Raw genomic sequence first — 25,937 nt, forward strand, 5'->3', positions numbered from 1 at the left:
CCGAGATGCGGAACCCTCCCGGAGAGCGGGCGACGCCACTATGCGACTGGCCCGCGTAGGAACGCCCATGTTGACCGGCCTCGCATGGCTCGGACTCGAGGCGAAATCGCTCTCCCGCGCGCGCGAGTTCTACGAGGAGACCCTCTCGATGGCCCTCCAGCGCGAAGACGAACTCGCGTTCGAAGCCGGCGAAAGCGCCCTCCGGATTCGCCGACCGACGACGATACCGCGCGGCGGACTCCACACCCACTACGCACTGTCGATTCCGGCCGACGCCTACGACGACTGGTGGGACCGACTCGGGGCCGACCACGACCTCGAGGAGGCTCAGTTCGGGTCGTCGAAATCGCTGTATCTCTACGATCCGGACGGCAACTGCGTGGAACTCGGCCAGTCGGCCGTCGACGGCCCGGGCGTCGACGGCATCTTCGAAGTCGTCCTCGAGGTCGAATCGATAGAGCGCGCGGCGTCGCTGTACGCCGAGTTGGGATTCGGTATCGTCGATCGCGGCGACCGGCGACCGCGGGTCCGAATGGACGGCCCGGTCGCCCTCGAGCTGTGGGAACCGCACCTCGGCATCGCGGACGCCCGCGGCGGGGTCCACGTCGATCTCGGGTTCTACGCCGCGGATCCGACCGCCGCGGCGACGGCGATCGCCGACCGCGTCGATACCCTCCAGCAGTCGGGCGACAGTCTCGAGTCGTCCAACGGTACTCTCGAGTCGATCGAGGGCGGGGTCCCGGAGACGGCCGTCGTTCGTGACCCCGACGGCCACCACCTCACGTTCGTCTCGAGCACGGACGCGTAAGACCCTCTAAATGGACGTGGTCGATCCGACAGCTCTGGAGGGTGTGAGAACGCTCTCGAGAAGAGCCGACCTAGACGGTCGGGCTGGCGTTCGGGCCGAGATCGTCTTCTAACTGCTCGAAGATCTGTGTAATCTCCGTGATCTGTGACGACTGCGTTTGCACCTCGTCGGCTATCTCTCGCGTCTCGGCGACGACCGTCTCGGCGCTTTCGACCGTACGGTCGGCCATACTCGCGACTTCCTCCGTGCTCGCCGCCTGCTGGTCTGTCGCGTCCGCAACCTGAGCGATTCCCTCCGAAACTTCGTCAACGGTTTCGTGAATCTCCTCGAGGACGTCGATGGCCGTCTCGACCGACTCGATACCCTCTTCGATGCGTTCGTTGTTCGAACCGAGGTTCTCGACGGCCGTCCCCGTGTTCGCCTGGACGTCATCGATCATCCCCTCAATTTCGGTGGCACGGCGCTGTGAGTCCTCAGCCAGCGACTTCACCTCCGAGGCGACGACGCCGAAGCGGTCGCCGCTGGCGTCTGCACCCGCGGCCTCGATCGAAGCGTTGATCGCCAGGATATTCGTCTGGTCGGCGATGTCGTTGATGACTTCGACCACCTTGTCGATCTCCTCGACGCTTCGCCGGATCGCCGTGACGTCTTCTGTTACCACGTCCGCGGCAGATCGAATGTCTTCCATGGCCTTCGAGAGCTCGGTCGCGGACTCCTGGCCGGTCTCGGCGAGGTCCCGGGCCTTCTCGCTCGCGGCTGCGACCTCCTCGGAGGAGGAGGCGATTTCCTCGACCGACGCCGAGAGGTTCGACGCCTCGCTTGCGACTTCCATGTTTGCATCGTACTGTGCCGTCGCCTCGTCGTGAATCTCCTCGAGTCGATCGCCGATTTCGGCCGTACTCCGGCTCAATCGACCGACCGCGGATTCGATCTCCGTCGCGGCTTCGTGTTCGATGTTCGAATCGATGTCCGTTTCATCGACCGTGTCGATGTCGGTATCTAAATCTTCGGTAAGATCACCTTCGTCGGGGGTATCGTCGTGTGTGTCGAACGACATTCAGCTATGTAGTACGTACGGTGTAATAAATACGTTCTGGCAAACTACCAAAACAAACTATCGACTGAAGATTGGATTACAGATAACGGAACGGCGGCAGAGACCGTGCTCGGCGTCGAAATCCGCCCTCGAGGAGGCGCCGCCGGTACTCACTCGAGTCGACTCGTGTCGACGTCGATTCCCGGCGGAGTCACGATCAGGAACCCGCGGAAGTGAACCAGATTCCCGCCCGACTCCTTGACGTTCCGTGCGAATCCCGAGGCGAGTTCGTTGATATTGCCCTCGCCGCGGAGTACGAGTACGTTCCCGTTCGCGATCGCTTCGACCCAGGTCTCGGGGTCGGTCGTGCCGTCGAGTACGCCCAGGACGATGCTTCCCTCGAGGTCGAACTCCTCGTCCATGTGGTCCTCGACCGCCATCAGGTCGAGATCGAAATCGCTCATGTGGTCTGGGTCGAAGCGCGACGAGAAAAACGTTCCCCACGCCGTAAGTCTCTCGGCGAGCGAACGGTACACTCCGTAAAGCGGCAGTGGAGTGGTAAAATCGGCGACAGCGACCGTTCACTATCGAACGACGCGTCGTTTCCGTAATCGACGCGTCGATCGTGGAAACGACGAGTCCACTACCGAATCGGTCTCAGTCCATCGGGAACTCCTTCTCGAATCCGCGGAACTCCGATCGGTGGGCTTCCTCGTCGGACAGAATGGTCACGGCTACGTCCTCTGTCACCGGATCGTTCGCGGACTGGGCCGCCTCGAGCAGCGACCGATACGTCTCGATGGCGTCGTCTTCGGCCTCGAGGACGCCCTCGATGACCGACTGCACGTTCGTCGTGTCCGTCGGCGGCTGGAGCGACGACTGCTGGGCCTCAAACTGCTCGGAGCCCGGCGGCGACTGATCGAGTTGCTTGAGTCGCTGGCCAAGCAGTCGCGCGTGCTCGAGTTCCTCGTCGACGTCCTCCTCGAGGCTCGCTTTGACCTCCTCGGCGTGGACGCCGTCGAGTACGATGGCGTTGGTCAGGTAGTTCATTACCGTCTCGAGTTCGTCGAGGTACGCGTCCGTGAGCAGGTCTGTGACTTCGTCGGATGACATTGCGGAGGGCGCTACCACGAGCGACACTAAAATGTTGACACGCTCGCGGACCCAGCACCGAGCACCGCGTGCTCACTGACCGTGGTGTGACGACCGAGACGATCCGCGTGATGCGCGATACGTGTCGTCCGCACCCGCTCAGCGAGTCGAATTCGACAGTGGGACACCTCGAAACGGGTGAGACGGTGGTCGACCCTCGAGCCGCTTCCTCGAGGGTCTCGCACTCGAGTCTCGCTCGAGTGATCTAGCGAATCGCGCCACGTCGAGCGGTACGAAACTTACCGGAACGGACGCGATCGATACCATTGATCGAATAGATTGTGAAATAAATCCATGAACGGTAGGGTCAAAACTTTTTCTGGGAGAAAACGCACTATCATTTGGTTTCTCCCCGTTGAAACAGGCGTTATTGGCCGAACGTCAATTCCGGGACCGCGCGCGAGCAGTGGTGTGATCGATTCGCCGTTCACTTGCCGTAATTTTCCTCGATATCAACGACGGGACGCTCGAGCCAGCACGAAAGTACGGTATAGTCTAAGGATATGGCTATGCATATTAGGTCGTTGGTGTCCTGCGGTTTTTGACGAATTCCGGAATGGATCGGTTACAGAAGACACCGGAAAAGGAGCGACAGCGGTAGTTTTATATACGCCGTCGCACGTCGAATTGGATACAATGTCTTCACCAGACAACGGCTCTGATACCAGTCAGGGCGGTCGAGTTCTTCCAGGGCACGTTAGATTCCACTGAAGAAATCGAAACTGCTCGAGTCTTCGATACGACGCTCCGGGACGGCGAACAGTCCCCTGGAACGTCGTTCTCTTACGACGACAAGCGCCAGATCGCCTCGATTTTGGACGAGATGGGCACCCACGTGATCGAAGCTGGGTTCCCCGTCAACTCCGACGCGGAGTTCGAGGCAGTCCGGGATATTGCTTCGGCAACCAACACGACGACCTGCGGGTTAGCCCGCGTCGTCGATGCGGATATCGAAGCAGCGTTAGATTCCGGCGTCGAGATGGTTCACGTCTTCGTGAGCACAAGCGACGTCCAGATCGAAGATTCGATGCACGCCACACGAGACCAGGTCGTACAGAACGCAGTCGAGTCGGTCGAGCGCGTCGTCGACGCGGGAGCAACCTGTATGTTCTCCCCGATGGATGCGACGCGAACCGACGAGGCGTTCCTGATCGACGTGATCGAAGCGGTCACCGAGGCAGGAACCGACTGGATCAACATCCCCGACACCTGCGGCGTCGCCACGCCCGGCCGATTCCAGGCGATGATCGAAAAGGTGTGTGCACACACCGACGCGCGCGTCGACGTCCACACCCACGACGACTTCGGACTGGCGACCGCGAACGCGATCGCCGGCATCGAAGCCGGCGCCGATCAGGCCCAGGTATCGGTCAACTCGATCGGAGAGCGGGCGGGCAACGCCGCCTACGAGGAGTTCGTCATGGCCGTCGAATCCCTCTACCAGGTCGATACCGGTATCGACACCACGCGGATCACGGAGCTCTCTGACATCGTCGAGGACAAAAGCGGCATGGAGACGCCGGGCAACAAGCCGGTCGTCGGCGACAACGCCTTCTCCCACGAGAGCGGCATCCACGCCGCGGGCGTGATCGAAAACTCCGATACGTTCGAACCGGGCGTCATGACCCCCGAAATGGTCGGAGCCGAACGCAAACTGGTCATGGGCAAACACACCGGCACGCACTCCGTCCGCGAGCGCCTGCACGAACGCGGGTTCGATCCCACCGACGAGCAGGTTCGCGCGGTTACCCGACGGGTCAAAGACTACGGCGCCGAAAAGCGCCGCGTCACCGTCAGCGACCTAGAGCGCTTCGCCGAAGAGGCCGACGTCGAGCGCACACAGGAAAAAGAGGAGGTGCGCGCCTAGGGATGTTCTCCCCGTTTGCAAGCGTTCTCGAGCACCGGCTACGCCACCCGATCGACTCGAGTGAAACGCACAAGAGTTATGATAGTCGAGAGTGCAAGACTCGAGGTAATGAGGCCACGCCCACAGCGGTCGGCCGACGCGGCCAAGACCAGCGTGTTCGCTCCGTTCGCTATTGTAGGGGCCGTCTAGCCCCTCACACACCTCCTTCTCGTTCCGGCCTCGCATCGATCACACAGCCACCAGTCAGCCAGCAGACACCACAGCATATGACAACTGATCGCCACAAAACGGCGGGAGGATTCCAATGAGCGAACGCGCGACCTCGGTCACGTCACCGACCGACACGGACGAACCAGGGGAACAGCAGGCGGACGAATCGACGGCGTCGGACGCGTCGACGCCACCGGCGGAGGGGGAGACCGGACAAGAGCCCGTCACGACGGGTGCACAGTCGGTCATCCGAGCCCTCGAGAACGCGGGCGTCGAGTACGCCTTCGGCGTGCAAGGCGGCGCTATCATGCCCGTCTACGACGCGCTCTACGATTCGGACATCTACCACGTGACGATGGCCCACGAACAGGGAGCCGCCCACGCGGCGGACGCCTACGGCATCGTCTCGGGCGAACCGGGCATCTGCCTGGCGACCTCGGGGCCGGGGGCGACGAACCTCGTCACGGGGATCGCAGACGCGACATGGATTCGGATCCGATGGTCGCGCTGACCGGACAGGTCGCGCGGGATTTCGTCGGCAACGATGCGTTCCAGGAGACCGATACGACCGGCGTCACGACGCCGGTGACCAAGGACAACACGTTCGCGAGCGATCCGGACACGGTCGGCTCGGACGTGAGTGAAGCGTTTGCGCTCGCACGTGAGGGGCGACCGGGACCGACCCTGGTCGACCTCCCGAAGGACGTGTCGAACGCGGACACCGACTGCGAACCCGACGAGCCGAAGGTTCCGGACACGTACGAAGTCCAAGAGCGCGCCGACCCCGAAATCGTCGAACAGGCCGCGCGACGGATCGAGAACTCGAGCAAGCCCGCCTTGCTGCTTGGCGGCGGCGTCATCAAGGGAGAGGCCAGCGAGGCCTGTCGCGAGTTCGCGATCGAACACGAGATCCCGGTCATCACGACGATGCCCGGCATCGGCTCGTTCCCGGAGGATCACGAACTGTCGATGGAGATGGCCGGCATGCACGGCACCGGCTACGCCAACATGGCGGTCACCCACTGTGACACCTTAATCGGCATCGGAACGCGCTTCGACGACCGCCTGACCGGCGGCATCGAGACGTTTGCGCCCGACGCCGAACTGATCCACGTCGACATCGATCCGGCTGAAATCTCGAAGAACATCCACGCGGACTATCCGCTGATCGGCGACGCCGAAACGGTCGTCACCCAACTGGCCGAGGAGATAGAGACCTCGCCGCAGGCGACGAAGTGGCGAGCCCAGTGCCAGCAGTGGAAGTCCGACTACTCGATGGCCTACGACGCTCCCGAGGACCGGCCGATCCAGCCTGAGTTCGTCGTCGAGGCCCTAGACGAGGCGACCAGCGACCGCGCGATCGTGACCACCGGCGTCGGCCAACACCAGATGTGGGCCTGCCAGTACTGGACCTACACCGAACCGCGGACGTGGGTCTCGAGTCACGGGCTGGGTGCGATGGGATACGGCCTGCCCTCGGCGATCGGCGCGCGTATCGCCGCCGACGACGACCAGGAGGTCGTCTGCATCGACGGCGACGGCTCGTTCCTGATGACCCTGCAGGGACTCTCGGTCGCGGTTCGCGAAAACCTCGACATCACCGTCGTCGTGCTCAACAACGAATATATCGGCATGGTTCGACAGTGGCAGGACGCCTTCTTCGAGGGCCGTCACTCCGCCTCCGAGTACAACTGGATGCCCGAGTTCGACAAGCTCGCCGAAGCGTTCGGCGCGAGAGGGTTCCGGATCGACGAGTACGACGAGGTCGCAGACACCATCGAGGAGGCGCTTTCCTACGACGGGCCGTCCGTTATCGACGCGCATATCGATCCGCAGGCAAACGTTTACCCGATGGTGCCAAGCGGCGGCGACAACGGCCAGTTCGCGCTGGCGGAGGACCAGCTATGACCGGCGGACTCGACGGACCGGCCCCCGAGGAACGCCCGACACCGGCTGGTCGACGCACCGCACAGGGAATTCGCGTCGACCCCGAAGTGGAGGCCGAACACGAACCGCGCCGAACCGTGATCTCGACGCTCGTCGAGCACGAACCCGGCGTGCTCTCGGACGTCTCGGGGCTGTTCTCGAGGCGGCAGTTCAACATCGAGAGCCTGACGGTCGGTCCCACCGACGACGAGGGGAGAGCGCGAATCACCCTCGTCGTCGAAGAACCCGACCCCGGCATCGAACAGATCAAGAAACAACTCCGGAAGCTCGTTCCGGTCGTCTCGGTCCGCGAACTCGAGCCAGACGCGATGCGACGCGAACTCGCGCTCGTGAAGGTCAACGCGATGCGGCCCGACCAGGTCGCCGCAGTCGCGGAGATGTACGGCGCCACGACCGTCGACGCCTCGCCCGAGACGGCGACCGTCGAGATCACCGGCAGCGATCAGAAGATCGACGCGGCGATCGAGGCGTTCAGCCAGTTCGGGATCCGCGAGATCTCCCGAACCGGAACGACGGCGTTAGCGCGGGGGACGACCGATACCGCCCGCGAGACGCCGCCGGAGGAATCGGCACAGCAAACGAACCCACAACAACCACACGCAGACGATGACTGACGAATTCACCACCGAAATCTATTACGAAGAAGACGTAGACGAATCGCAACTCGCAAACTCGACCGTCGCCGTACTCGGATACGGCAGTCAGGGCCACGCTCACGCGCTGAACCTCCACGAGAGTGGCGTCGACGTGGTCGTCGGCCTTCGCGAGGATTCCTCCTCGCGAGAGCCAGCACGCGCAGAAGGACTCGAGGTCGCGACCGCTGCCGAGGCGGCCAAACAGGCCGATATCGTGTCCGTGCTGGTTCCCGATACGGTCCAGCCCGCCGTCTACGCGGAGATCGAACCACACCTCGAGGAAGGCGACACGCTCCAGTTCGCTCACGGCTTTAACATCCACTACAACCAGATCCAGCCGCCCGAACACGTCGACGTGACGATGATCGCGCCGAAATCGCCGGGCCACCTGGTGCGGCGCAACTACGAGCGCGGCGAGGGGACCCCCGGACTGCTCGCGGTCTATCAGGACACGACCGGCGACGCGAAGGAGCGCGCACTCGCGTACGCGAAGGGGATTGGCTGCGCTCGAGCGGGCGTCGTCGAAACGACGTTCCGCGAGGAGACCGAAACCGACCTCTTCGGCGAGCAGGCCGTCCTCTGTGGCGGGATTGCAGAGCTGATCAAGGTCGGCTACGAGACACTCGTCGACGCCGGCTACAGCGAGGAGATGGCCTACTTCGAGTGCATGAACGAGATGAAGCTCATCGTCGACCTGATGTACGAGGGCGGCCTCGGCGCGATGTGGGATTCGGTTTCGGACACCGCCGAGTACGGCGGGCTCACCCGCGGCGACGAGATCATCGACGACACCGCTCGAGCCAACATGGAAGAAGTGCTCGAGCAGGTTCAAAACGGCGAGTTCGCGACCGAGTGGGTCGCGGAGAACCAGGCCAACCGGCCGGTCTACACGCAGCTGAACCAGGCCGAGAAGAACCACGAGATCGAGGAGGTCGGCGAGCGGCTTCGCGCCCTCTTCGCGTGGGAAGGCGAAGGAGAAGAGAGCGAAGACGAAGACGAGAAAACGCGCGTCCAGGCGGACTGATCGACGAACGAACACAGCTCGAGAACGAACGAATACAGATGACACGAGAGACGGAACCGACGGCACCCGATGTCGGGACGACGACGGAGCCCGCGTCCGGTTCGGGGGAAAGCATGGCCGAGGTTAGCCATACCAACCCCTACACCGACGAGTCGACTGGACAGTTGTTCAGTCGCGGGCCCACCGTTGCGGCCGACGGCGGTCGTGCGAACGCCGTCGAATCGAACGACGAACAGACCGACCGACCGGCGACGGGCGAGCGGACGATGGAAACCGTCAGTCACACGCCACCGACCGAAGCGACGGAGACCAACCGGACGAATCGGGTCTTCGAACGGGGACGGGTACGAACCGACGGTATCGAGGACGACAGATGAGCGAGGGAACACTCTACGACAAGGTGTGGGATCGGCACAAAGTTACGACGCTACCGACCGGGCAGGATCAACTGTTCGTCGGACTGCACCTCATCCACGAGGTCACCAGTCCGCAGGCGTTCGGCATGCTCGAGGAGCGCGACCTCGAAGTCGCCTACCCCGAACTGACCCACGCGACGGTCGATCACATCGTGCCGACGGCCGACCAGTCTCGGCCCTACGCCGAGGACTCGGCCGAGGAGATGATGTCCGAACTCGAGCAGAACGTCCGCGAGGCGGGCATCGAGTTTTCGGACCCGACGACGGGCGATCAGGGGATCGTCCACGTCATCGGGCCGGAGCAGGGGCTCACCCAGCCCGGCAAGACCATCGTCTGCGGAGACTCACACACGAGCACCCACGGCGCGTTCGGCGCGCTGGCGTTCGGTATCGGGACCTCGCAGATCCGCGACGTCCTCGCGACGGGGACCATCGCGATGGAGAAACAGAAGGTTCGAAAGATCGAGATCACCGGCGAACTCGACGACGGCGTCGAGGCCAAAGACATCATCCTCGAGATCATCAGCCGGCTGGGCACCGAAGGCGGCGTCGGCTACGTCTACGAGTACGCCGGCGAAGCCATCGAGAGCCTCGGTATGGAAGGTCGGATGTCGATCTGTAACATGTCCATCGAGGGCGGTGCTCGAGCGGGATACGTAAACCCCGACGAGACCACCTACGAGTGGCTCGAGGAGACCGACTACTTCCAGGAGAATCCCGAGAAGTTCGAGGAGCTAAAACCCTACTGGGAGTCGATCGCGAGCGACGACGACGCCGAGTACGACGACGTCGTCACCATCGACGGCTCGGAGCTCGAGCCGGTCGTCACCTGGGGAACGACCCCCGGCCAGGGAATCGGCGTTACCGATCCGATCCCAGCACCGGAGGATCTCCCCGCAGACAAGGAAGACACCGCGCGACGCGCCCAGGAACACATGCGCGTCGAGCCGGGCGAAACGATGGACGGCTACGACATCGACGTCGCCTTCCTCGGCTCGTGTACGAACGCCCGACTGCCCGACCTCCGACGCGGTGCCGAGATCGTCGAGGGCCGGCAGGTCGACGACGACGTTCGCGCGCTCGTCGTCCCCGGCAGTCAGCGCGTGCAGGAAACGGCGGAGAAAGAGGGACTCAAGGACATCTACGAGGAAGCCGGCTTCGAGTGGCGAAACGCCGGCTGTTCGATGTGTCTCGGCATGAACGAAGACCAACTCGAGGGCGACGAGGCCTGTGCCTCCTCCTCGAACCGGAACTTCGTCGGCCGACAGGGATCGAAGGACGGCCGCACAGTGCTTATGAACCCGCGGATGGTCGCCGCCGCGGCGATCACCGGGGAGGTTACTGATGTGCGCGAACTGAAGGAGGTGTCGACCGCATGAGCCGCGAGGACGAGCAAAGTGAGTCCTCGGAGCGAGCGAATAGCGCGGAGCAACGCTCCGCGGACCGTTCGAGCGGGCGAAGCCCGCGAGAAGACGGCGAGGAACGACCCGTGAGCATCGACGCCGAGGTTCGGGAAATCCGAACCGACGGCGGCGACGAGGTCGACATTCCCGAGGTCAAGTACGCTTCCGGATCCGGCGTCCCGATTCAGGGCAACGACATCGACACCGACCAGATCATCCCCGCGCGGTTCATGAAGGTCGTCACCTTCGACGGGCTGGGCGAGTTCGCGTTCTTCGACCTGCGCTTTGACGAAGACGACAACCAGAAAGAGCACCCGTTCAACGAGCAGCGCTACCAGGACTCCTCGATCATGGTCGTCAACGGCAACTTCGGCTGTGGCTCCTCGAGAGAGCACGCGCCCCAGGCGCTGATGCGCTGGGGGATCGACGCGATCATCGGCGAGAGCTTCGCCGAGATTTTCGCCGGCAACTGTCTGGCACTCGGCATTCCGACCGTCACCGCGGATACCAAGACGATTCAGGAACTGCAGGCCTGGGTCGACGACAACCCCGACGGCGAGATCGACGTCGACGTCGAAGCGGAGACGGTAACCTACGGGGGGCAGACGATCGACGTTACCGTCGACGACGCCCAACGGAAGGCACTGGTCGACGGCATCTGGGATACGACGGCGCTGATGAAGTCGAACGCGGGCGAAGTACAGAAGAAGGCGGAGGAACTGCCCTACGTCGACGATTCGGCCATCTCGTCGTAGAGCCAGCGTTTCAGACTCATTGTTGAGATTTTCGTTTCGTTCATCGACGTCTCGAGCGACCCCCACGTCCAGCAGCGACGCGAACTGGGACACTGCTGCCAGTTAGGACTCTCCATCCCGGTATCGACACGCTCATTTCGGTCCTCTCGAGATGGAAAAGCATGACTCACGAGATCGCTGTCATCCCCGGCGACGGAATCGGACAGGAAGTAACCCCGGCGGCAGTCGAGGTGCTCGAGGCCCTCGAGATCGACTTCGAGTTCCGCGAGGCGGACGCGGGCGACCGCGTCAAGGAGATCACGGGCGAGGCGTTGCCCGAGGAAACGTACGAACTCGCGGCCTCGGCGGACGCGACGCTGTTCGGCGCGGCCGGCGAGACGGCCGCGGATGTCATTTTGCCGCTCCGAGATGCGGTCGATTCGTTCGTGAACGTTCGCCCCGCGAAAGCCTACCCGGGAATCGACGCCGTGCGCCCGGAGACGGATCTGGTCTTCCTCCGCGAGAACACCGAAGGCGTCTACGCCGGCCACGAGGATCGGCTCTCGGAGGACGTTGCGACGCTGACGCGAGTCGTCACGCAGTCAGCCTCGAGCGACCTCGGCGAGTTCGCCTGCGAGTACGTCGAAGACGGCGAGCACGACGGCTTTACGATCGCCCACAAGGCGAACGTCATGCGAGAGACCGACGGCGTCTTCCGCGATACGATCAAGTCGGTCGCCGACGAGCACGGCGTCGAGACCGACGAGGTGCTGATGGACGCGTTCGCGACGAAGGTCTGTCTCGATCCCGAGCAGTTCGACGTCGTCGTCTGTCCGAACCTCGCGGGTGACGTGCTCTCGGATCTGGCCGCGGGACTGGTCGGCGGCCTCGGATTGCTCCCCTCGGCCAACATCGGTCCGGAGCGCGGGCTGTTCGAACCCGTCCACGGAACCGCACCGGACATCGCGGGTGAGGGAATCGCGAACCCGGCCGCGACGATCATCTCCGCCGCGATGTTGCTCGAGTACCTCGGCCACGACGAGGAGGCACAGCGAGTACAGACCGCGGTCGAGACGACCCTCGAGAGCGGCCCGCGAACGGCCGACCTCGGCGGCGACGCCTCGACGGAGGACGTGACGGCGGCGATCATCGACACGCTGTAGTCCGCGTTCAGCGCGTTTCGTCGAGTTTTCGACCTTCTCGAGAGGGGATACTTCGATCGAGAGGAGAGGTTTCAGTTCGCTTGAGATCCCTCTCACCGAACGGTTCGAGAGCCCGGCGACTCAGACGATATCCAGCGCGTCGCGATCCGCACCGGCGAGTTCGACGAGCGCGTCGGCCTCGAGCAGGTGACACTCGCCGGGGATCACGAGGAGGTGAAGCGGATCGCCAAAGTCCTGAGCCGCGAGTTCGGTCATCGTTCCGGCTTCGACCAGCGGGTCGGGGCTTCCCGCTCGAGCGACGGCGACGCCGACGAGATCGGGGTACGCCTCGGCGAGCAACCCGGCGCCGATATCGGCGGTCATGTACTCGGCTACCGCCTCGTCGGTGTCGACGCGCTCGAGTGCGGCCTCGTTGTCGACTTTGATGTCCAGATAGACGACGGTGTGGCTACCCGCCTCGCGGTTCGCGTCGATCGTGTTCGTCACGCTCGCCGGAAGGCCGTCGGCGCCGTGGGCGTAGGGAAACGGCAGCGTGGTCGCGGTTCCGAAGCGATAGTTCTGGAGCCCAGTCAGGGCGCTCGTGGCCGTCTGGGCCGTTATGCCGTGGATAACCCGCGTCTCGATACCCCGATCGTGTGCCCGGAGTCGGAGGTCGACGTGGGTCGTCGAGATCATCGTATCGCCCGCGGTCAGGAAGGCGACCGATTCGGTTTCGGCGGCCTCGAGTATCTCCTCTGGATGCTGTTCGACACCCGCGCGGTCGCGGATTTCGATCGTAACGTCGTGGTAGTCCTCGAGTTCCTCGACGGTCGCGCCCAGAAGCGCGCTGGTGTAAAACTCCGCGAAGACGCGGTCGGCGTCCCGAAGCGCGGCCCGCCCCTCGACGGTGATCGAGCGTTCGTCGTAGAGACCGAGACCGATGAAGGTGAGCATGATCGGTGTTGTCCCGGCCGAAGGGAGAAGGTTTCGAGTCGCGAGTCCGACCGCCTTGAGGACTGGTGGCACTCGAGTTCCGTGCAGTGATCGGGATCGGACAGTCGATCGCCCTCGAGCGCTCACAACGAGATCTGCGGCGACAAGCTGTTACAGCGAGATGTGCGACGTCGAGTCTGGACCGCCATCGTCGTCGATACCGCCCTCGTGGGCGAACGTCGCGTCGTCGTCGGTGAGAAAGACCGTCCCGTCGGTGTGGACCGTGATGTCGACGGCTGGTAGCGTCGTGTCGGCCGCCTCGCCGTTGTCGCAGTACCCCGAACAGGAGTCGAACAGCGAGCCGTGGCGCGGGCAGATGATCTGGCCGTCTCGCATCGGCACGCCCCGGCCCGTATCGAAGCGCTGGGCCTCGTGCGTACAGCGGTTGATCCACGCCTCGACGCCGTCGTCAGCCCCAGGCTGACTGCCTGTCGAACGCTCCTCGGCACCGTCTTCGCAGGGGACGAGGATCACCTCCTCTTTTTCGCCGTGTCGATCCCTGATCGTAAACAGCCACGACCCTTCCTCGTGAACCGTCTCGACGGTCGTGAGTCGCTCCATACGGGCAGCTACGATGGGAACCTCAAAACAGTTCGCGAAGCGGCAGCGTCCGGTCCCAGTAGCATCTACACCTCCACTCGAGGCGCAAAACGTCATCGTTACGGTCGCCCGGTGGCCAGTTGCGGTATGGAAGTGCCGTGTGTCCGCGTGGCCCGCGAGGCGGGCGAGAAGACCCGCCAGACGCTCGCGGACGCGGACCTGATCGACGACGAGTACGAGATTTCCGTCGAGGATGGGGTGCTCTACATTCCGGTCACCGAGCCGACTGCAGTTCCCGCGAATCTGGATGTCGTTTCTCGAGCGGTTCCCGAACGGGAGACACAGACGCGACCGGCGGACCTGTTGGGCTTCGAGCCGTCCTACGAACGGCTCGGAACCGCTGCCCTGCTCGACGAGGACGACGACGAGCGAGCGCGGGAGATCGCGCGTGCGATCGTCGAGTCGGAACTGCCCCTCGAGACAGTTCTCAACAAGGCCTCGAAGGTCAAAGGCGAGACGCGGACCCGCGACTGGGAGGTCCTCGAGGGCGAGGGGACCGAGACGGTCCACCGCGAGTACGGCGCGGTCTTCGAACTCGACCTCGCCGAGGTGTACTTCTCGCCGCGACTGGCGACCGAACGCCACCGCGTCGTAGAGCAGGTCTCGGCGGACGAGCACGCCTTCGACATGTTCGCCGGCGTCGGGCCGTTCGTCGTTCCGTTCGCGAAACGCGGTGCAACTTGTGTCGGCGTGGATATCAACGAGACGGCCATCGAGTATCTGCGCGAAAACGCTAGGGGGAACGGCGTCGAGGATCGTATCACCGGAATCTGCGGGGACGTCCGCACCGTCGCGCCGGAGTACGAGAACTGGGCAGACCGACTCGTGATGAACCTCCCTCACAGCGCCGACGCGTTTCTCGAGTCCGCAGTCCGGATCGCGAGCGATGAGTGCGTGATCCACTACTACGACATCCAGCACGAAGACGATCCGTTCGGCCCCGGGGAGCAATCGATTCGAGAGGCCGCCGAGCCGGAGTACTCCGTCACTGTCGAACAGCAGCGGGTAGTTCGATCCTACGCGCCCCACGAACTCAACGTCTGTCTCGACGTGCGCCTCGAGCGGTGATCCGCCGCGACAGTGTCGCGTAAATTCACTATCCAACGAGGCGATCGCGATTCGCAACCCTTATGGCCCGTTTCGGACCTACGTAGTGATGTCGACCGCGCCGGTGTAGCTCAGACTGGCAGAGCGAATCCTTCGTAAGGATTAGGTCGAGGGTTCAAATCCCTCCACCGGCTTCACTTCTGCGACGAACAACGTATGGAGCGAAGCAACCGCTTGTGACCGAGAGTCTCGAGTGGAGACATCATCGAGCCGATGTGAAACGACCGATCAGGCGGTCGAAGTCACGGGTAGGACGGCGTTCCGTTCGACCGTGACGAGTGCCGAGAGCACGGCTTCGACGAACGGCGTTGCTGGTGTGGTATATTCTCCGCTAACGAGCGACTCGAGCGAAACGAGCGGGAACACGACGAGTCGTACTAGGCTCCGAGGTGTTCGATTCGCGCGTATCGACCGGCCCGCCAGCCGGCGACGAGCGCGACGATGGTGCCGACGAGAGCGGCGAGGACGAACCCGACGACGTACACCTCGAGGGGCGTCCGCAGGAGGCGTTCGAAGCCGATGACCTCGATCACGACCCGGTTGAGTCCCGTCGCGAGCGCCGGCGTGGCGAGGAGGCCGACGATCCCGCCGAGCAGCCCGATGACGAGCCCCTGCGCGCCGATCGTGCCGGCGAGGACCCACCTCGAGAGGCCGATCGCCCGTAGGGCTGCCAGTTCCTCGCGCTGCTGGGAGGCGACGAGCGCGAACAGGTTCACGGTCAGGACGACGCCGCCGACGACGGCGAGGCCAACCAGCGTCAGGCCGCTGGCGAGAACGAGCGGCCGCTTCTCGGCCATCGCGCCGATCTGCTCGTCGCTCGCTCGAACGTCGTATTCCGGGTAGGCGTCGTCGATATCGGCGGCGACCGCCTGCGGGTCTTCCCCCGGTGCGGCATCTGCGGTGACGAACGTCGACCGGTCGGTTCCGGACGTGCCGGCGACGGCCAGCAGATCGGGCAGCGGAACGGCAGATGCTTCCGAGCCGAGGTACTGCGAGTAGTACCCGGAGGTTCCGACGACGGTAAATTCGTACTCCGGCGCTGATTGCCTGCTGGTGGCGATGTAGACCGTGTCGCCCGGGGACGCGTCGAGCCGATCGGCCGTCGCCGGATCGAGGACGACCTCCTCGGTCGTCGGCTCGCCCTCGGTCATCGCTTCCTCGGCCGCCTCCTCCTCGATTTCGAACCCGCCGCCCGCCTGAAAGTCGAACCCCGAGTGCGTCTGCGGGACGCCGACCGCGGACGTTCGTTCCAACGCTTCTGGGTCCGTCCCGAGGTAAACCTCGTACATCGCGATCGGAGAGGCGGAACTCACGTCCTCGCGCGCCTCGAGGTCGGCGGTCACCTCGTGTGCGCCGCCGATCGGATTTTCAGTCCCGCTGGCGGCCGGATCGATCGGATCGCTCGAGAGCCAGATGTCCCGGTTGGCGTTCTCGAGGCCGTCCTCACCGATGGCGACGACGCCGACGCCGAGACTCGCGAGCAGCGTCACCGAGAGGACGACCAGCGCGACCGCGAATACGGCGAGGACTGTTCGTCTGGGAGCGCGGCGGATCTGGGCGAACGCGACGCCGACGACGCCGCTCGCTCGAGCGCCCCGGCGTCGAAGCCCGATCGCCGCGCGCAGTCTCGCCGCGACTCGTCGGATCATCGTCCCACCTCGGACAGAACGGAGGTCTTGGCCGCGATCGCGAGCGGATACGGAACCGCAATCGCGCCGGCGACGAGTGCGATCGCGAGCGCGTATGGGACGAATATCGGGTGGGCCATCGCGACGGTCCCCGACGCCACGGTCGCGCCGGCGACGGCGTTGATCGCGGCGATTCCGAGGCCGCCCAGAACGATCCCGCCGACGGCACCGCACAGCGTCGCGACCACCGTCGCTGTGGCGACGACGACGAGCCGGCCTGACAGCGGGATCCCGACCGTCTGCAAGACGGCGAGCGTTCGCCGGTCCCGATCGACGGCCATCCCCATCGTCGTCGCGACGAACGAGGCGCAGATCGTCACGCCGATGAGCACGGCGACGACGCTCGTCGCGAACGCGAGCCCGTCGTCGAACAGCGCCGACGGATCTCCCCCGCTCGTCGATTCGACGGTCGCGTCCGGATACGCGTCCATCGCCGCCGACTCCGCGGCCGCGGTCTCGCCCCACACGAGGACTCGGTCCGCGAGCTGGTCGTCGCTGCTGCCGGCGAACGTCTGCAACTCGCTCAGGTGCACCAGCGCGATCGGCGCGTCGCTCTCGCCAGCCGCTCCGGCAGCGTTAACATCGGCGACAGTCAGCGACGGGACCGCAGCCTCGATAACCCCACTCGAGACCGTCCGTTCGTCGCCCGCCGACGCCTCGAGTCGATCCGCGGCGCTCGACGAGAGCACGAGCTGGCGCTCCGTCGGACCCGCGTAGGAACCGCCGTCGTAGTGGGAATCGCCGGGCTCGAGGCCCGCCGTCGAGAGGCCCGCCACGGTTCGCGGGGTGTCGTCCGGCACGACGCCGACGAGGAGGATCGTCCGGGTCTCGCCGCCCGGCGTCTCGAATTTCGTCGGCTCGACGAGCACCGGCGAGGCGTGTTCGACCTCCTCCGCCGATCGGATCTGCGCCGCTCGCTCGTTCGTCTCCCCGAGTCGCGCGCTCTCGACGCCGTCGACGGTCGAGAGCGAACCGCTGCCCTCCGGCGCGATCGTCACGTCGGCGTCGTCGGTCTGCATCGCCCCGCCGTCGGCGAGCGCCAGCGCGATACCGCTGATACAAACCAGCAGGGCGATCGTGAGCGCGACGACGACGACCGCCATTCGGATCCGACTCGAGTTGGTCCGGGTCTGACGGTGCCAGAGCCTGGCGATCGAGACGCCGACGAGGCCGCGCCAGCGGTGGCGTCGCTTTGCTCCGGTGATGTCGATCGCCGACCCCCGGCGCTCATCGCTCACCCTCGATCACCGCCCCGTCCCGGAGCGTCACCACCCGATCGGCGACGGCGAGCGTCGCGGCGTCGTGGGACGCCACGATCACGGCCCTGTCACGACCCACGTCGGTCAGCAACTCGAGGACGTCCGCTCCGGTATCGGTGTCGAGTTCGCCCGTTGGCTCGTCGGCGACGAGGATGTCGGGATCCGTCGACAGCGCGCGCGCGATCGCGACGCGCTGGCGTTCCCCGCCGCTGAGTTCGCTGGGCAGGTGCGTGACCCGATCCTCGAGGCCGACCTCCGAGAGCAGCGTCGTCGCACGCTCCCGTCGCGCCGACTTCGGAAGGCCGACCTGAACGAGCGGTAACGCGACGTTCGCGCGGGCCGAAAGCGACTGAAGCAGGTGAAAACGCTGGAAGACGATCCCGACGTGGCGGCGACGGGTCCGCGTCCGTCCCCGGTCGGATAACTCGGTGAGGTCGGTTCCCAACACTGAGACGGTACCATCCGTGGGAACCAGCAGTCCCGCGATCGCGTGGAGGATCGTCGACTTGCCGCTCCCGCTCGGTCCCTCGAGACCGAGCACTTCGCCCCGTTTCACGTCGACTGAAACGTCGCGAAGCGCGGTCACCGCCTGCTCGGAGCGCGATCGGAACCGGCCGGTCGTCGAGCCGTACTCGTGACGGACGTTCTCGAGGCGGACGGCGGGGCCCGTCTCGTCGTCGACCGTCGCTTCGGTGTCCGCCGAACTCGAGCGTCGGAGTGATCGGTTGGGTATCCTCACAGCGTACTCCGGCGGACGGGCTACGGACCCATTGTTTCAGTCCGGCTTCCCGGAGACAGGCGGCGGTTTCGAATCAGCAATACGTCAGAAACATCGATCACCTCTCGAGAACGCTGTAACCCCTCGAGACGCCGATTCTTGCCGAACGTTTCAGTTTCGAAACTCGCCCCGTTGCGCTCCGGTGGGCGGCCCCCACTGGACCCGATTTCGATCGTCGAAGGCCGTTCTCGCGAGCCGTGTTCGATCACCCTTCGCTGATGAAACGGATTCGTACAGCTCGGACGGATCGGCGGAGTCGGGCGATTTCGAATCTCACTCACGCGTCGGTGTAAGTCTCGATTATACGGGCCCGCTCGAGGGACGACCGGGTTACGCGTTCCGAACAGAACCGGCGTCGATCACGGGGCTCCTTCGCGAAGCACCGACCGGTACCGCCTCCCCGCTTCGTCGTCGGCCTCGAATGCGTCCCGAATCGCTGGCGAGATCCAGCCCCCCTCGTCGGCACCCGCCGCGGGAACGCCGTCGAAGTCGCTCGTTCGAAGCGACGGCTCGAAGAATCGCTCGTAGACCGGGAGCCGTTCGCGGAGGGGAACGCCGGCCTCCGATGCGATGTCCTCGAGTTCGCGCAGGGCGGGCCAGGCGTAGTCGGGGTTGATGTGGTCGTCCGTGATCGGCGAGACGCCGCCGAGATCGTCGACGCCGCAGTCGAGAAGGTCGCGGGCGGGCGCGAGATTCGGCGGGACCTGCACGGATATTTCCGCCGGGAGCGCGACCCGCGCCATCGCGGTCACCCGGCGCATCGTCTCGAGGTCCGGCGTGTTGCCCGACCATCGCTCGTTTCGCGAAACCGGCTGGATGATCACCTCCTGGATGTGATCGTAACGCTCGTGTAACTCGCGAATCGCAAGTAGACTCTCTGCTCGATCGTCCCACGACTCGCCGATTCCGACGAGGATGCCGGTCGTAAACGCCACGTCGAGTTCGCCCGCCGTCCGAATCGTGTGCAGGCGCTGGCCCGGACTCTTCTGGCGCGGGCCCGCGTGGGCGTCGACGTCGGCTGTCGTCTCGAGCATCACGCCCATGCTCGCGTTTACGTCCGCGACGGCTTCCATCTGCTCGCGCGTCTGGTCGCCGGGGTTCGAGTGCGGGAGCAGCCCCTCCTCGAGGGCGACCTCGCAGGCCTCGCGAAGGTAGGTGTGAATCGAGTCGTGACCCCACTCTGCGAGCTGGTCGTGGATCTCGGTGTAGCGCTCGTCGGGGTCGTCGCCGAACGTAAAAAGCGCCTCCGTACAGCCCGCATCGGCGCCGGTTCGACAAATGTCTCGGACTTCCTCGAGCGAGAGCAGCGAGGCGTTGCCGGGGCCGTCGAAGTAGGTACAGTACGTACAGGTGTAGCGACACGCCGTCGTCAGCGGGACGAACACGTTCCGGGCGAAGCTGAGTTCCGGCGCCGACCCGACATCCTCGGGGGTCACGGCACACAGCCGATCGATCGCCTCGTCGTCGATCGACAGCGAGATGTCGTAGTCGCTCGCACCGGGGATCATTCTACCTCGGTCTGTCGTCGCTCGGCACATAAGCGCTTCACTTCGAGCCGATTCCGGGATGGATATCGTCGGTTCGAGCCCGCGGTCGACGGGGTTCCCCGTCTCACGGTTCGGCGGATCGAACGACCTCGAGGCGCCCGTCCGTCGAATCGAGTTCGAACCCGAACTCGCGCAGGCACGCCGGGGTTCGGCCGGTTCCATGAACGAGCACCTCGACCAGATCGTCGGGTTCGTCGATGTCGGTTCCGAGCCGGAACGAATCGATCGTCTCGAGGGTCGCCCCGACGTCATCCGCGATCCGGCGGTGATCGAGGTAGGAGCCGCCGTGGTAGTCGACTCTGAACTCGGGGTGGCGAACGACGAGCGCGTTCGTCCCGACGCCCCGACCCGGCGCGATGACGACGTCCGCGTCGGGGGCAAAGAGCCGCTCGAGTGCTTCGGGCGTCGTCAACGCGAGATCGGCCATGACGACGGCGACGCCCGTAGCGTCGCCCGATTCGGCCGCCGCGTTCTGCGTTCGGGACCGTACGACCGCGTTGACAGCCTCGGTCAGCGATCGCCGGTCGACGGCGACCGGCGCGTCGACCTCGAGCGGTTCCGTCGAGAGCACCGTCGGCTCCCGACCCGTTTCTCGGACGGCCGCGAGCACGTCTTCGAGCATGACCCGAGCGAGCCTCGTGCGTTCCCGTTCGGATAGCACCGGCTCGAGACGGGTCTTCGGCGCGTCCGGCGCGTACGGAACGACGACGTGCATCTCCGGACGGTTGGTGGTACGCGCTCAAAAATACGTCGAACCCACCAGAACAGCCGTTTCCGCTCGCGTCGGCGTGACCACCCACGATCACGTCGACAGTGCATTCGACACGATAGTGCGTTCGATACCGAGCGGCCACCGTCCCCCCGGGCGGTAGCCGCTCGAGACGACCAGCGCGGCGGTTCCACGCCGGCGCGCCGTTCTCGGCACCGCGCCTAGAACAGCGGCTCGAGTTCGTCCTCGTCGTCTTCGACGAGTTCCTCGAGGTTCTCTTCGCTTTCTTGTTGGATGTCGTCCATGTTGTCCTGGGCTTCGATCGCGACCTGCTGGAGTCGCTTGATCCGCGGCACGTTCGTCACGCCCGAGAGCAAGATCGCCGCGGAGACTTCCGGCTCGTCTCGCGGGAAGTCGCCGCCGCGTACCTCCATGCTGCCGGTCTCCTCCTCGAGCCACTTCCGGCCGCGTTCGATGCCCTTCCGATTCAGGTACTTCGAGGGACCGGAGAGGACGAGCAGTGCGCGCTCGGTGCCTTCGATCTCACACGGGAGCGTGAGTCGGCCGAGCGCCGCTTTTCGAACGAGACTCGTGATGCGGTTGGTGGTGTTGGCCGCGTCGAGGCCGTCGCCGCCACCGCCGTCGCCGCCGGTAAATCTCGAGAGCAGGCCGCCGCTCGTGTTGAGTTCGACCTCCTCCGAGGCATAGCCGACGGTCGAAACGCCGCCGCCCGAGAGCGTGTTGATAATCTCCGAGGAGTCGACGACGCTCTCTGCGACTTCCTGACCGTCGCCGACCTCGCCGGCGCCGAAGAGGACGCCGAATCGCCTGACGATCTCTTCGTTGATCTTCTCGTAGCCGCCTTCGACCGATTCGCCGGTCTGTCGCCACGAGTCGTTATCAAAGACCAGCAGGTTGTCGACCTCGCGGACGAACGTCTGGAACGACCGCGCGGCGTTGAGGGTGTAGATGCCCCCTTCGTCGGTTCCCGGCAGGACGCCGAGCCCGTAGACCGGAATGGTGTAGATCCGCTTGAGGTGTTTCGCCAGGACCGGTGCGCCACCGGAGCCGGTGCCGCCGCCCATGCCCGAAACGACCAGGAACGCGTCGACCTCGTGGGTCGGAATCGAATCGATCGCGTTCTGGACCTCGTCGATGTCTTCCTCGGCGATTTCCGCGCCGAGCTCGTTGTCAGCACCCACGCCGTGGCCCTTTACCCGGGCCTGGCCGATGAGTACTCGGTTCTCCTCTGGTATCCGGTCCAATCCGATAAGATCCGCTTTCGCGGAGTTAACAGCGATCGCCGCGCGGACGATTCCGCTGTTGGTTCGATCGTCGTATTCGAGGAATCGATCGACGATCTTGCCACCGGCCTGTCCGAATCCGATCATCGCCAGCTTCATAGTTGATAGGGGGCTCCGTGAATTGAAGTCAGAGCAATTAGCCATATAAAACTTGTGTTGGTATGACTTTCACGCGTTCGTGTAGAAAGACAAAACCGTTCGTACTTCCGTAATTGAACTCTGTAAGTCATCTGCTATTGAAGGAGCATGTCACAAAATAAATTATATTCCTTTGAGCGCGTTAGTAAACAGTCAAGACAATCTGCATTCATGCGGCATGAAACCACATACAGGTAGGGCAAACAAGAACTATGTGTCGGAGTGATCGGTTGATGCACTATCAACGTGTGGCCCCGATCCGTCACCGTTCGTTTCAGTTGATACTTGTAGGAGTTCTTGTTCAAATCCGTCATCCTCACGCCAGCGCCATGAACTCACGTATGGATAGCCGTCAAGCGAAACGATGACATATGAGTATCCCGACCAAGCTGCTTGTTTGGTATCAATTTCAGTCGGCTGTGTCGGTCCAATAGGATGGGAGTGATAGAAACCGACGACTCGCTCACCGGCTGCCTCAATCGTCTTCATAAGCTCCAGTTGCTTCTTGGGGTCGATTGAATAGCGGATTTTCGGCGTGTTTGCTACGTTCTCCGCAGTATATACTGATTCGACAATCGATTGGTCTTCCCCGTACGTTCCACCGAGGATTCCACAGACTTCCTCTTCATCTTTATTGCACGCCTGCTCAACTACGCGGTCATACAATGGTCGAGAGAACTTGATCATACTCACAGTACCAGACTCAGTTATAAAAGTTAAAAGAGATAGTCTAATCAGATGCAGGTGTCCACAGATCACAATTGAAGGACGGTACAAGACGGTGTTGGGAAGTCGATTTGCTATGTACCAGAAACCACCATCACCTCGTCACTTCAAGTTCTAATTTGAACATCACTAGAGGTACTAACACACCAAGCGACCGGTCGATCCACTGACCGTTCGTGTCAAGGCGAGACCGTGACCAGTCTCGATTCGTTTTTACATGTCGTCTGGTTTGATCTGATGACTGTGATGGAATACTACTAATCATCTGATCGAGCTTTCGGGATGATCACCATATACTATGCGCCGTCTACTTGATGGTATCAAGCAGTTACTTACGCCGTTCTCATTCAGAAAGCGACGAAAAGTCTCTCAGGACAAAGCATCGGCAGGCATCACGTAGTGGTTGGGTTAGTAATGATTATCGTATCGATCTCCTGAACAACCGCAGTAGACCACGGCGCTCAAGCCCTTATTTCCCCGGAATTCTATCTCCATAGTGAACATGGGTTCTTGATGTACGTGTTTGTTGTGACAGTCAAAACGTTCGTTCGAGCAGTCGTACGATATTTCCGTGAAGACGGTTGAAGCTACGGTACGGTTCACGGGTAGCACGTGAGAGCTGAAACCCTCGTACTCTCCGTTGCCTTCTGAGTAGTGGGTCGTCGTTTACTGCATGTTACCGGCCATCAGTGAACCGCACAGTCGATTCAGAGTTAACTGTCTGGCTCTGTTAAGACCCTAATTAATCCACCTAAACGGTCTACTGAATACAGGGTGTAAGTCGGTCATGGCGGATGAGGTCAGAAGAAGGATGGCGTCGCAAGACCGACTGCGAACAGAAGTGAGAACGCGAGGAAAAGCTTCCCGGTCCGTTCTAATGCTGGGTTCAGAGCTTCTCCTGTCGTCTCGTCCCGAACTGTGTTCCACAGTCGCCAACCCAGTGGTGCTGTCAACAGCCGGGCAAGGGGGAACACACTCTTCAACATTCCTGCAAAAACTAGGGGACGAGATAGGCGAGTACGAGCAGTGTAGCATACTCAATCCGGCTCCACCGGTATCCAATCTTTACAGCTAGTGTCTCCTTCCCGGTTTTCCGGTCTGTTTTCAAATCCCGAATGTTGTTCACGATGAGGATGTTCGTCGAGAGCGCGGCTGCCGGATACTCGCCACAACTGCGGCGACCGTGACTGTGCCAGTAGGTATCGTGACCGGAATGAGTTCCACGGAAGCGACTGTCGAAACTGCTTGCACGTAGTAGGTGCCGGTCACTGCAATGAGCCCGAAGAAGACGAACACGAATAGGTCCCCGAGACCGTAATATCCGAAAGGATAAGGACCACCAGTGTACGCGAAACCAGCAAGGATCGAGAGGAGACCGACGACAAGGATTGGCACACCACCGACAGAGACTAGGTAGACGCCGACGAACGCCGCAAGCGAGAACGCAACGTACATCGCTCGGCGGACACGCGTGGGAGAGATGAGGCCCGACTGCGTAACCCGTTGGAATCCTTCTCGTTCCTCTGTGTCAGTACCGCGGATGGCGTCGTAGTAATCATTTGTAACGCTCTTCTGTAGGAGATTGTTGATGGCGCTTAGCTGACGCTGTAGAATCGAAGAGAGCAAGGACACCGCGTCAGCGGTGTCCGTTAGGCATGATTCCGCTAGATGCGTTTAGGTCGGAATCGGTCGCAGCGGACCTGTTGGAGCAGGTTCGCTGGCGTAACGGTGTTACTTGCCCTCGCTGCCGTTCTGACCTAACGGTCAAGAACGGCAGCTATGGGCACTTTCAGCGCTATCTGTGTAAGAATTGCGACCGCACATTCAACGACAAGACCGGCACGATTTTCGCCCATTCGAAAGTCGCGCTCAGGAAGTGGTTGTTCTCGATTTATGCGTTTCTTCGGTTTAACACGAGTCTTCGCCAACTTCACCTAGAAATCGACGTTCAGTACAAAACGATCTACCAGTGCGTCGACCGCTTCACGAAGGCGCTTGACGCACCTTCGCTTGACCTCGTTGGTCCCGTCGAAATCGACGAAGTCTACGTTTCTGCAGGGCTGAAAGGCCGCGAGCGCGACCGACCGTCGCGCTCGCGTGGCCTGTCCACGCGTGGACGAGGATCGTACGAGCAGGACAAACCGCCAGTGTTCACGATCGTCGATCGCGGCACCGGCAATCGGTACGTGATCCGCGCGAAATCCGCCGACGAATCGACGGTTCGGCTCCTTCTCGCAAACCGCGAGAAGGAGCCACTGACCATCTACACGGACGGATTTCGTGCCTACGATCCACTCAACGAGGACAACGCATTCGACCGCGAATTCGTCGTCCACGACGACGGCGAATACGCGGATGAAGACGTCCACGTCAATACCTGCGAGAGCCACGGATCGCTGCTGCGACCGTGGCTCTCGCCTCATCGAGGCATCTCAAAAGATAAGCTCACACAGTATCTCCGAGCGTTCCAACTTCGACGAAAGCTACTGCGGAAGCTGGGAAGAGAAGCGCTCAAACACGCTATCAAAGCTACGCTGTGAAATCAACAAAGTGCTACACAAGGTCCTCCCGAATATTATGCCCTACGTCCTAATTAATTTTGTAAACTCAGCTCGTGGGATTATCTTCGGTTCAGTTGCGCTCTTTTATCTCGGGTTCCTTGGCGGATTCTCGAACAATTGGGGAATCATGCTCAACCAAGCCTATACCGACGC

23 protein-coding genes, 1 tRNA gene and 2 pseudogenes are annotated in these 25,937 nt (G+C 62.9%); 13 read left to right on the plus strand and 13 right to left on the minus strand.

Annotation, left to right across the window (positions count from 1 at the left end; translation table 11 throughout):
- Positions 1-67 precede the first annotated feature (67 nt).
- Positions 68-808, plus strand: coding sequence for a VOC family protein (locus EL22_RS08160; RefSeq protein ID WP_082146718.1), 741 nt, complete (start codon positions 68-70; stop codon positions 806-808).
- A gap of 70 nt (positions 809-878) precedes the next feature.
- On the opposite strand, the gene EL22_RS08165 is transcribed toward EL22_RS08160, so the two are convergent.
- From EL22_RS08165 to EL22_RS08175, 3 genes are all read right to left on the minus strand, one after another.
- Entirely contained in the window at positions 879-1,865 is a 987-nt protein-coding gene (locus tag EL22_RS08165) for a methyl-accepting chemotaxis protein (RefSeq protein ID WP_050051028.1), read from the minus strand.
- Positions 1,866-2,014: 149 nt separating this feature from the next.
- Positions 2,015-2,308: a DUF5779 family protein gene (locus EL22_RS08170; protein ID WP_050051263.1), complete on the minus strand. Its 294-nt coding sequence runs from the start codon at positions 2,306-2,308 to the stop codon at positions 2,015-2,017.
- Positions 2,309-2,501: 193 nt separating this feature from the next.
- Entirely contained in the window at positions 2,502-2,957 is a 456-nt protein-coding gene (locus EL22_RS08175) for a ferritin-like domain-containing protein (RefSeq protein ID WP_050051029.1), read from the minus strand.
- 68 nt (positions 2,958-3,025) lie between these two features.
- Here EL22_RS08175 and EL22_RS17120 point away from each other — a divergent pair, with 68 nt between their 5' ends.
- The 9 genes and pseudogenes from EL22_RS17120 to leuB all read left to right on the plus strand — a co-directional run bounded on the left by EL22_RS17120 (position 3,026) and on the right by leuB (position 12,395).
- A complete protein-coding gene (locus EL22_RS17120) occupies positions 3,026-3,205 on the plus strand; it encodes a hypothetical protein (RefSeq protein ID WP_156184080.1) in 180 nt (59 codons plus the stop codon).
- 449 nt (positions 3,206-3,654) lie between these two features.
- Complete coding sequence (locus EL22_RS08180) at positions 3,655-4,863, plus strand: LeuA family protein (protein ID WP_231587918.1); 1,209 nt, start codon at positions 3,655-3,657, stop codon at positions 4,861-4,863.
- Between the two features lie 304 nt (positions 4,864-5,167).
- Positions 5,168-6,981 (plus strand): annotated as a pseudogene (ilvB, locus tag EL22_RS08185) (biosynthetic-type acetolactate synthase large subunit).
- Entirely contained in the window at positions 6,978-7,634 is a 657-nt protein-coding gene (ilvN, locus tag EL22_RS08190; protein ID WP_050051031.1) for an acetolactate synthase small subunit, read from the plus strand. The pseudogene ilvB and the gene ilvN overlap by 4 nt, the downstream one beginning before the upstream one ends.
- Entirely contained in the window at positions 7,627-8,679 is a 1,053-nt protein-coding gene (gene ilvC, locus EL22_RS08195; protein WP_050051032.1) for a ketol-acid reductoisomerase, read from the plus strand. Before ilvN ends, ilvC begins: the two co-directional genes overlap by 8 nt.
- Positions 8,680-8,717: 38 nt before the next feature.
- Positions 8,718-9,056: a hypothetical protein gene (locus EL22_RS08200; RefSeq protein WP_082146720.1), complete on the plus strand. Its 339-nt coding sequence runs from the start codon at positions 8,718-8,720 to the stop codon at positions 9,054-9,056.
- Positions 9,053-10,474: a 3-isopropylmalate dehydratase large subunit gene (leuC, locus tag EL22_RS08205; RefSeq protein ID WP_050051033.1), complete on the plus strand. Its 1,422-nt coding sequence runs from the start codon at positions 9,053-9,055 to the stop codon at positions 10,472-10,474. The genes EL22_RS08200 and leuC overlap by 4 nt, the downstream gene beginning before the upstream one ends.
- Positions 10,471-11,253, plus strand: coding sequence for a 3-isopropylmalate dehydratase small subunit (leuD, locus tag EL22_RS08210; RefSeq protein ID WP_082146721.1), 783 nt, complete (start codon positions 10,471-10,473; stop codon positions 11,251-11,253). The genes leuC and leuD overlap by 4 nt, the downstream gene beginning before the upstream one ends.
- 161 nt (positions 11,254-11,414) lie before the next feature.
- Positions 11,415-12,395 carry a 3-isopropylmalate dehydrogenase gene (gene leuB, locus EL22_RS08215; RefSeq protein WP_050051034.1) on the plus strand — a complete coding sequence of 327 codons (981 nt, stop codon included), beginning with the start codon at positions 11,415-11,417 and terminating at the stop codon, positions 12,393-12,395.
- 120 nt (positions 12,396-12,515) lie between these two features.
- On the opposite strand, the gene dph5 is transcribed toward leuB, so the two are convergent.
- On the minus strand, positions 12,516-13,328 hold the full coding sequence (gene dph5 / locus EL22_RS08220) for a diphthine synthase (protein WP_050051035.1): 813 nt from the start codon (positions 13,326-13,328) through the stop codon (positions 12,516-12,518).
- A gap of 150 nt (positions 13,329-13,478) precedes the next feature.
- A complete protein-coding gene (locus tag EL22_RS08225; protein WP_050051036.1) occupies positions 13,479-13,928 on the minus strand; it encodes a Rieske 2Fe-2S domain-containing protein in 450 nt (149 codons plus the stop codon).
- A gap of 126 nt (positions 13,929-14,054) precedes the next feature.
- On the opposite strand from EL22_RS08225, the gene EL22_RS08230 reads away from it, so the two are divergent.
- On the plus strand, positions 14,055-15,035 hold the full coding sequence (locus tag EL22_RS08230) for a class I SAM-dependent methyltransferase family protein (protein ID WP_050051037.1): 981 nt from the start codon (positions 14,055-14,057) through the stop codon (positions 15,033-15,035).
- Between the two features lie 99 nt (positions 15,036-15,134).
- Positions 15,135-15,208: transfer RNA gene (locus EL22_RS08235), tRNA-Thr, on the plus strand.
- A gap of 243 nt (positions 15,209-15,451) precedes the next feature.
- On the opposite strand, the gene EL22_RS08240 is transcribed toward EL22_RS08235, so the two are convergent.
- The 8 genes and pseudogenes from EL22_RS08240 to EL22_RS15990 form a co-directional block, all read right to left on the minus strand.
- Complete coding sequence (locus EL22_RS08240; protein ID WP_082146722.1) at positions 15,452-16,723, minus strand: ABC transporter permease; 1,272 nt, start codon at positions 16,721-16,723, stop codon at positions 15,452-15,454.
- Positions 16,720-18,000, minus strand: coding sequence for a hypothetical protein (locus tag EL22_RS08245; RefSeq protein ID WP_050051038.1), 1,281 nt, complete (start codon positions 17,998-18,000; stop codon positions 16,720-16,722). The genes EL22_RS08240 and EL22_RS08245 overlap by 4 nt, the downstream gene beginning before the upstream one ends.
- Positions 17,990-18,754, minus strand: coding sequence for an ABC transporter ATP-binding protein (locus EL22_RS08250; protein WP_050051267.1), 765 nt, complete (start codon positions 18,752-18,754; stop codon positions 17,990-17,992). Before EL22_RS08250 ends, EL22_RS08245 begins: the two co-directional genes overlap by 11 nt.
- A gap of 404 nt (positions 18,755-19,158) precedes the next feature.
- Entirely contained in the window at positions 19,159-20,307 is a 1,149-nt protein-coding gene (gene cofG / locus EL22_RS08255) for a 7,8-didemethyl-8-hydroxy-5-deazariboflavin synthase subunit CofG (protein ID WP_050051039.1), read from the minus strand.
- A gap of 103 nt (positions 20,308-20,410) precedes the next feature.
- Positions 20,411-21,061, minus strand: a complete 651-nt coding sequence (gene cofC / locus EL22_RS08260) for a 2-phospho-L-lactate guanylyltransferase (protein ID WP_050051040.1) — start codon at positions 21,059-21,061, stop codon at positions 20,411-20,413.
- A 215-nt stretch (positions 21,062-21,276) separates the two neighbouring features.
- A complete protein-coding gene (locus tag EL22_RS08265; protein ID WP_050051041.1) occupies positions 21,277-22,458 on the minus strand; it encodes a tubulin/FtsZ family protein in 1,182 nt (393 codons plus the stop codon).
- A 249-nt stretch (positions 22,459-22,707) separates the two neighbouring features.
- Positions 22,708-23,184: a desampylase gene (locus tag EL22_RS15985; RefSeq protein WP_082146740.1), complete on the minus strand. Its 477-nt coding sequence runs from the start codon at positions 23,182-23,184 to the stop codon at positions 22,708-22,710.
- A gap of 839 nt (positions 23,185-24,023) precedes the next feature.
- A pseudogene (locus EL22_RS15990) lies at positions 24,024-24,783 on the minus strand (1,4-dihydroxy-2-naphthoate polyprenyltransferase); the annotation flags it as partial.
- Positions 24,784-24,878: 95 nt separating this feature from the next.
- On the opposite strand from EL22_RS15990, the gene EL22_RS08275 reads away from it, so the two are divergent.
- On the plus strand, positions 24,879-25,763 hold the full coding sequence (locus EL22_RS08275) for an IS1595 family transposase (RefSeq protein ID WP_050051043.1): 885 nt from the start codon (positions 24,879-24,881) through the stop codon (positions 25,761-25,763).
- The last annotated feature ends 174 nt before the right edge of the window (positions 25,764-25,937 follow it).

This window comes from Halostagnicola sp. A56 (genome assembly GCF_000691505.1).
GTDB lineage: Archaea > Halobacteriota > Halobacteria > Halobacteriales > Natrialbaceae > Halostagnicola.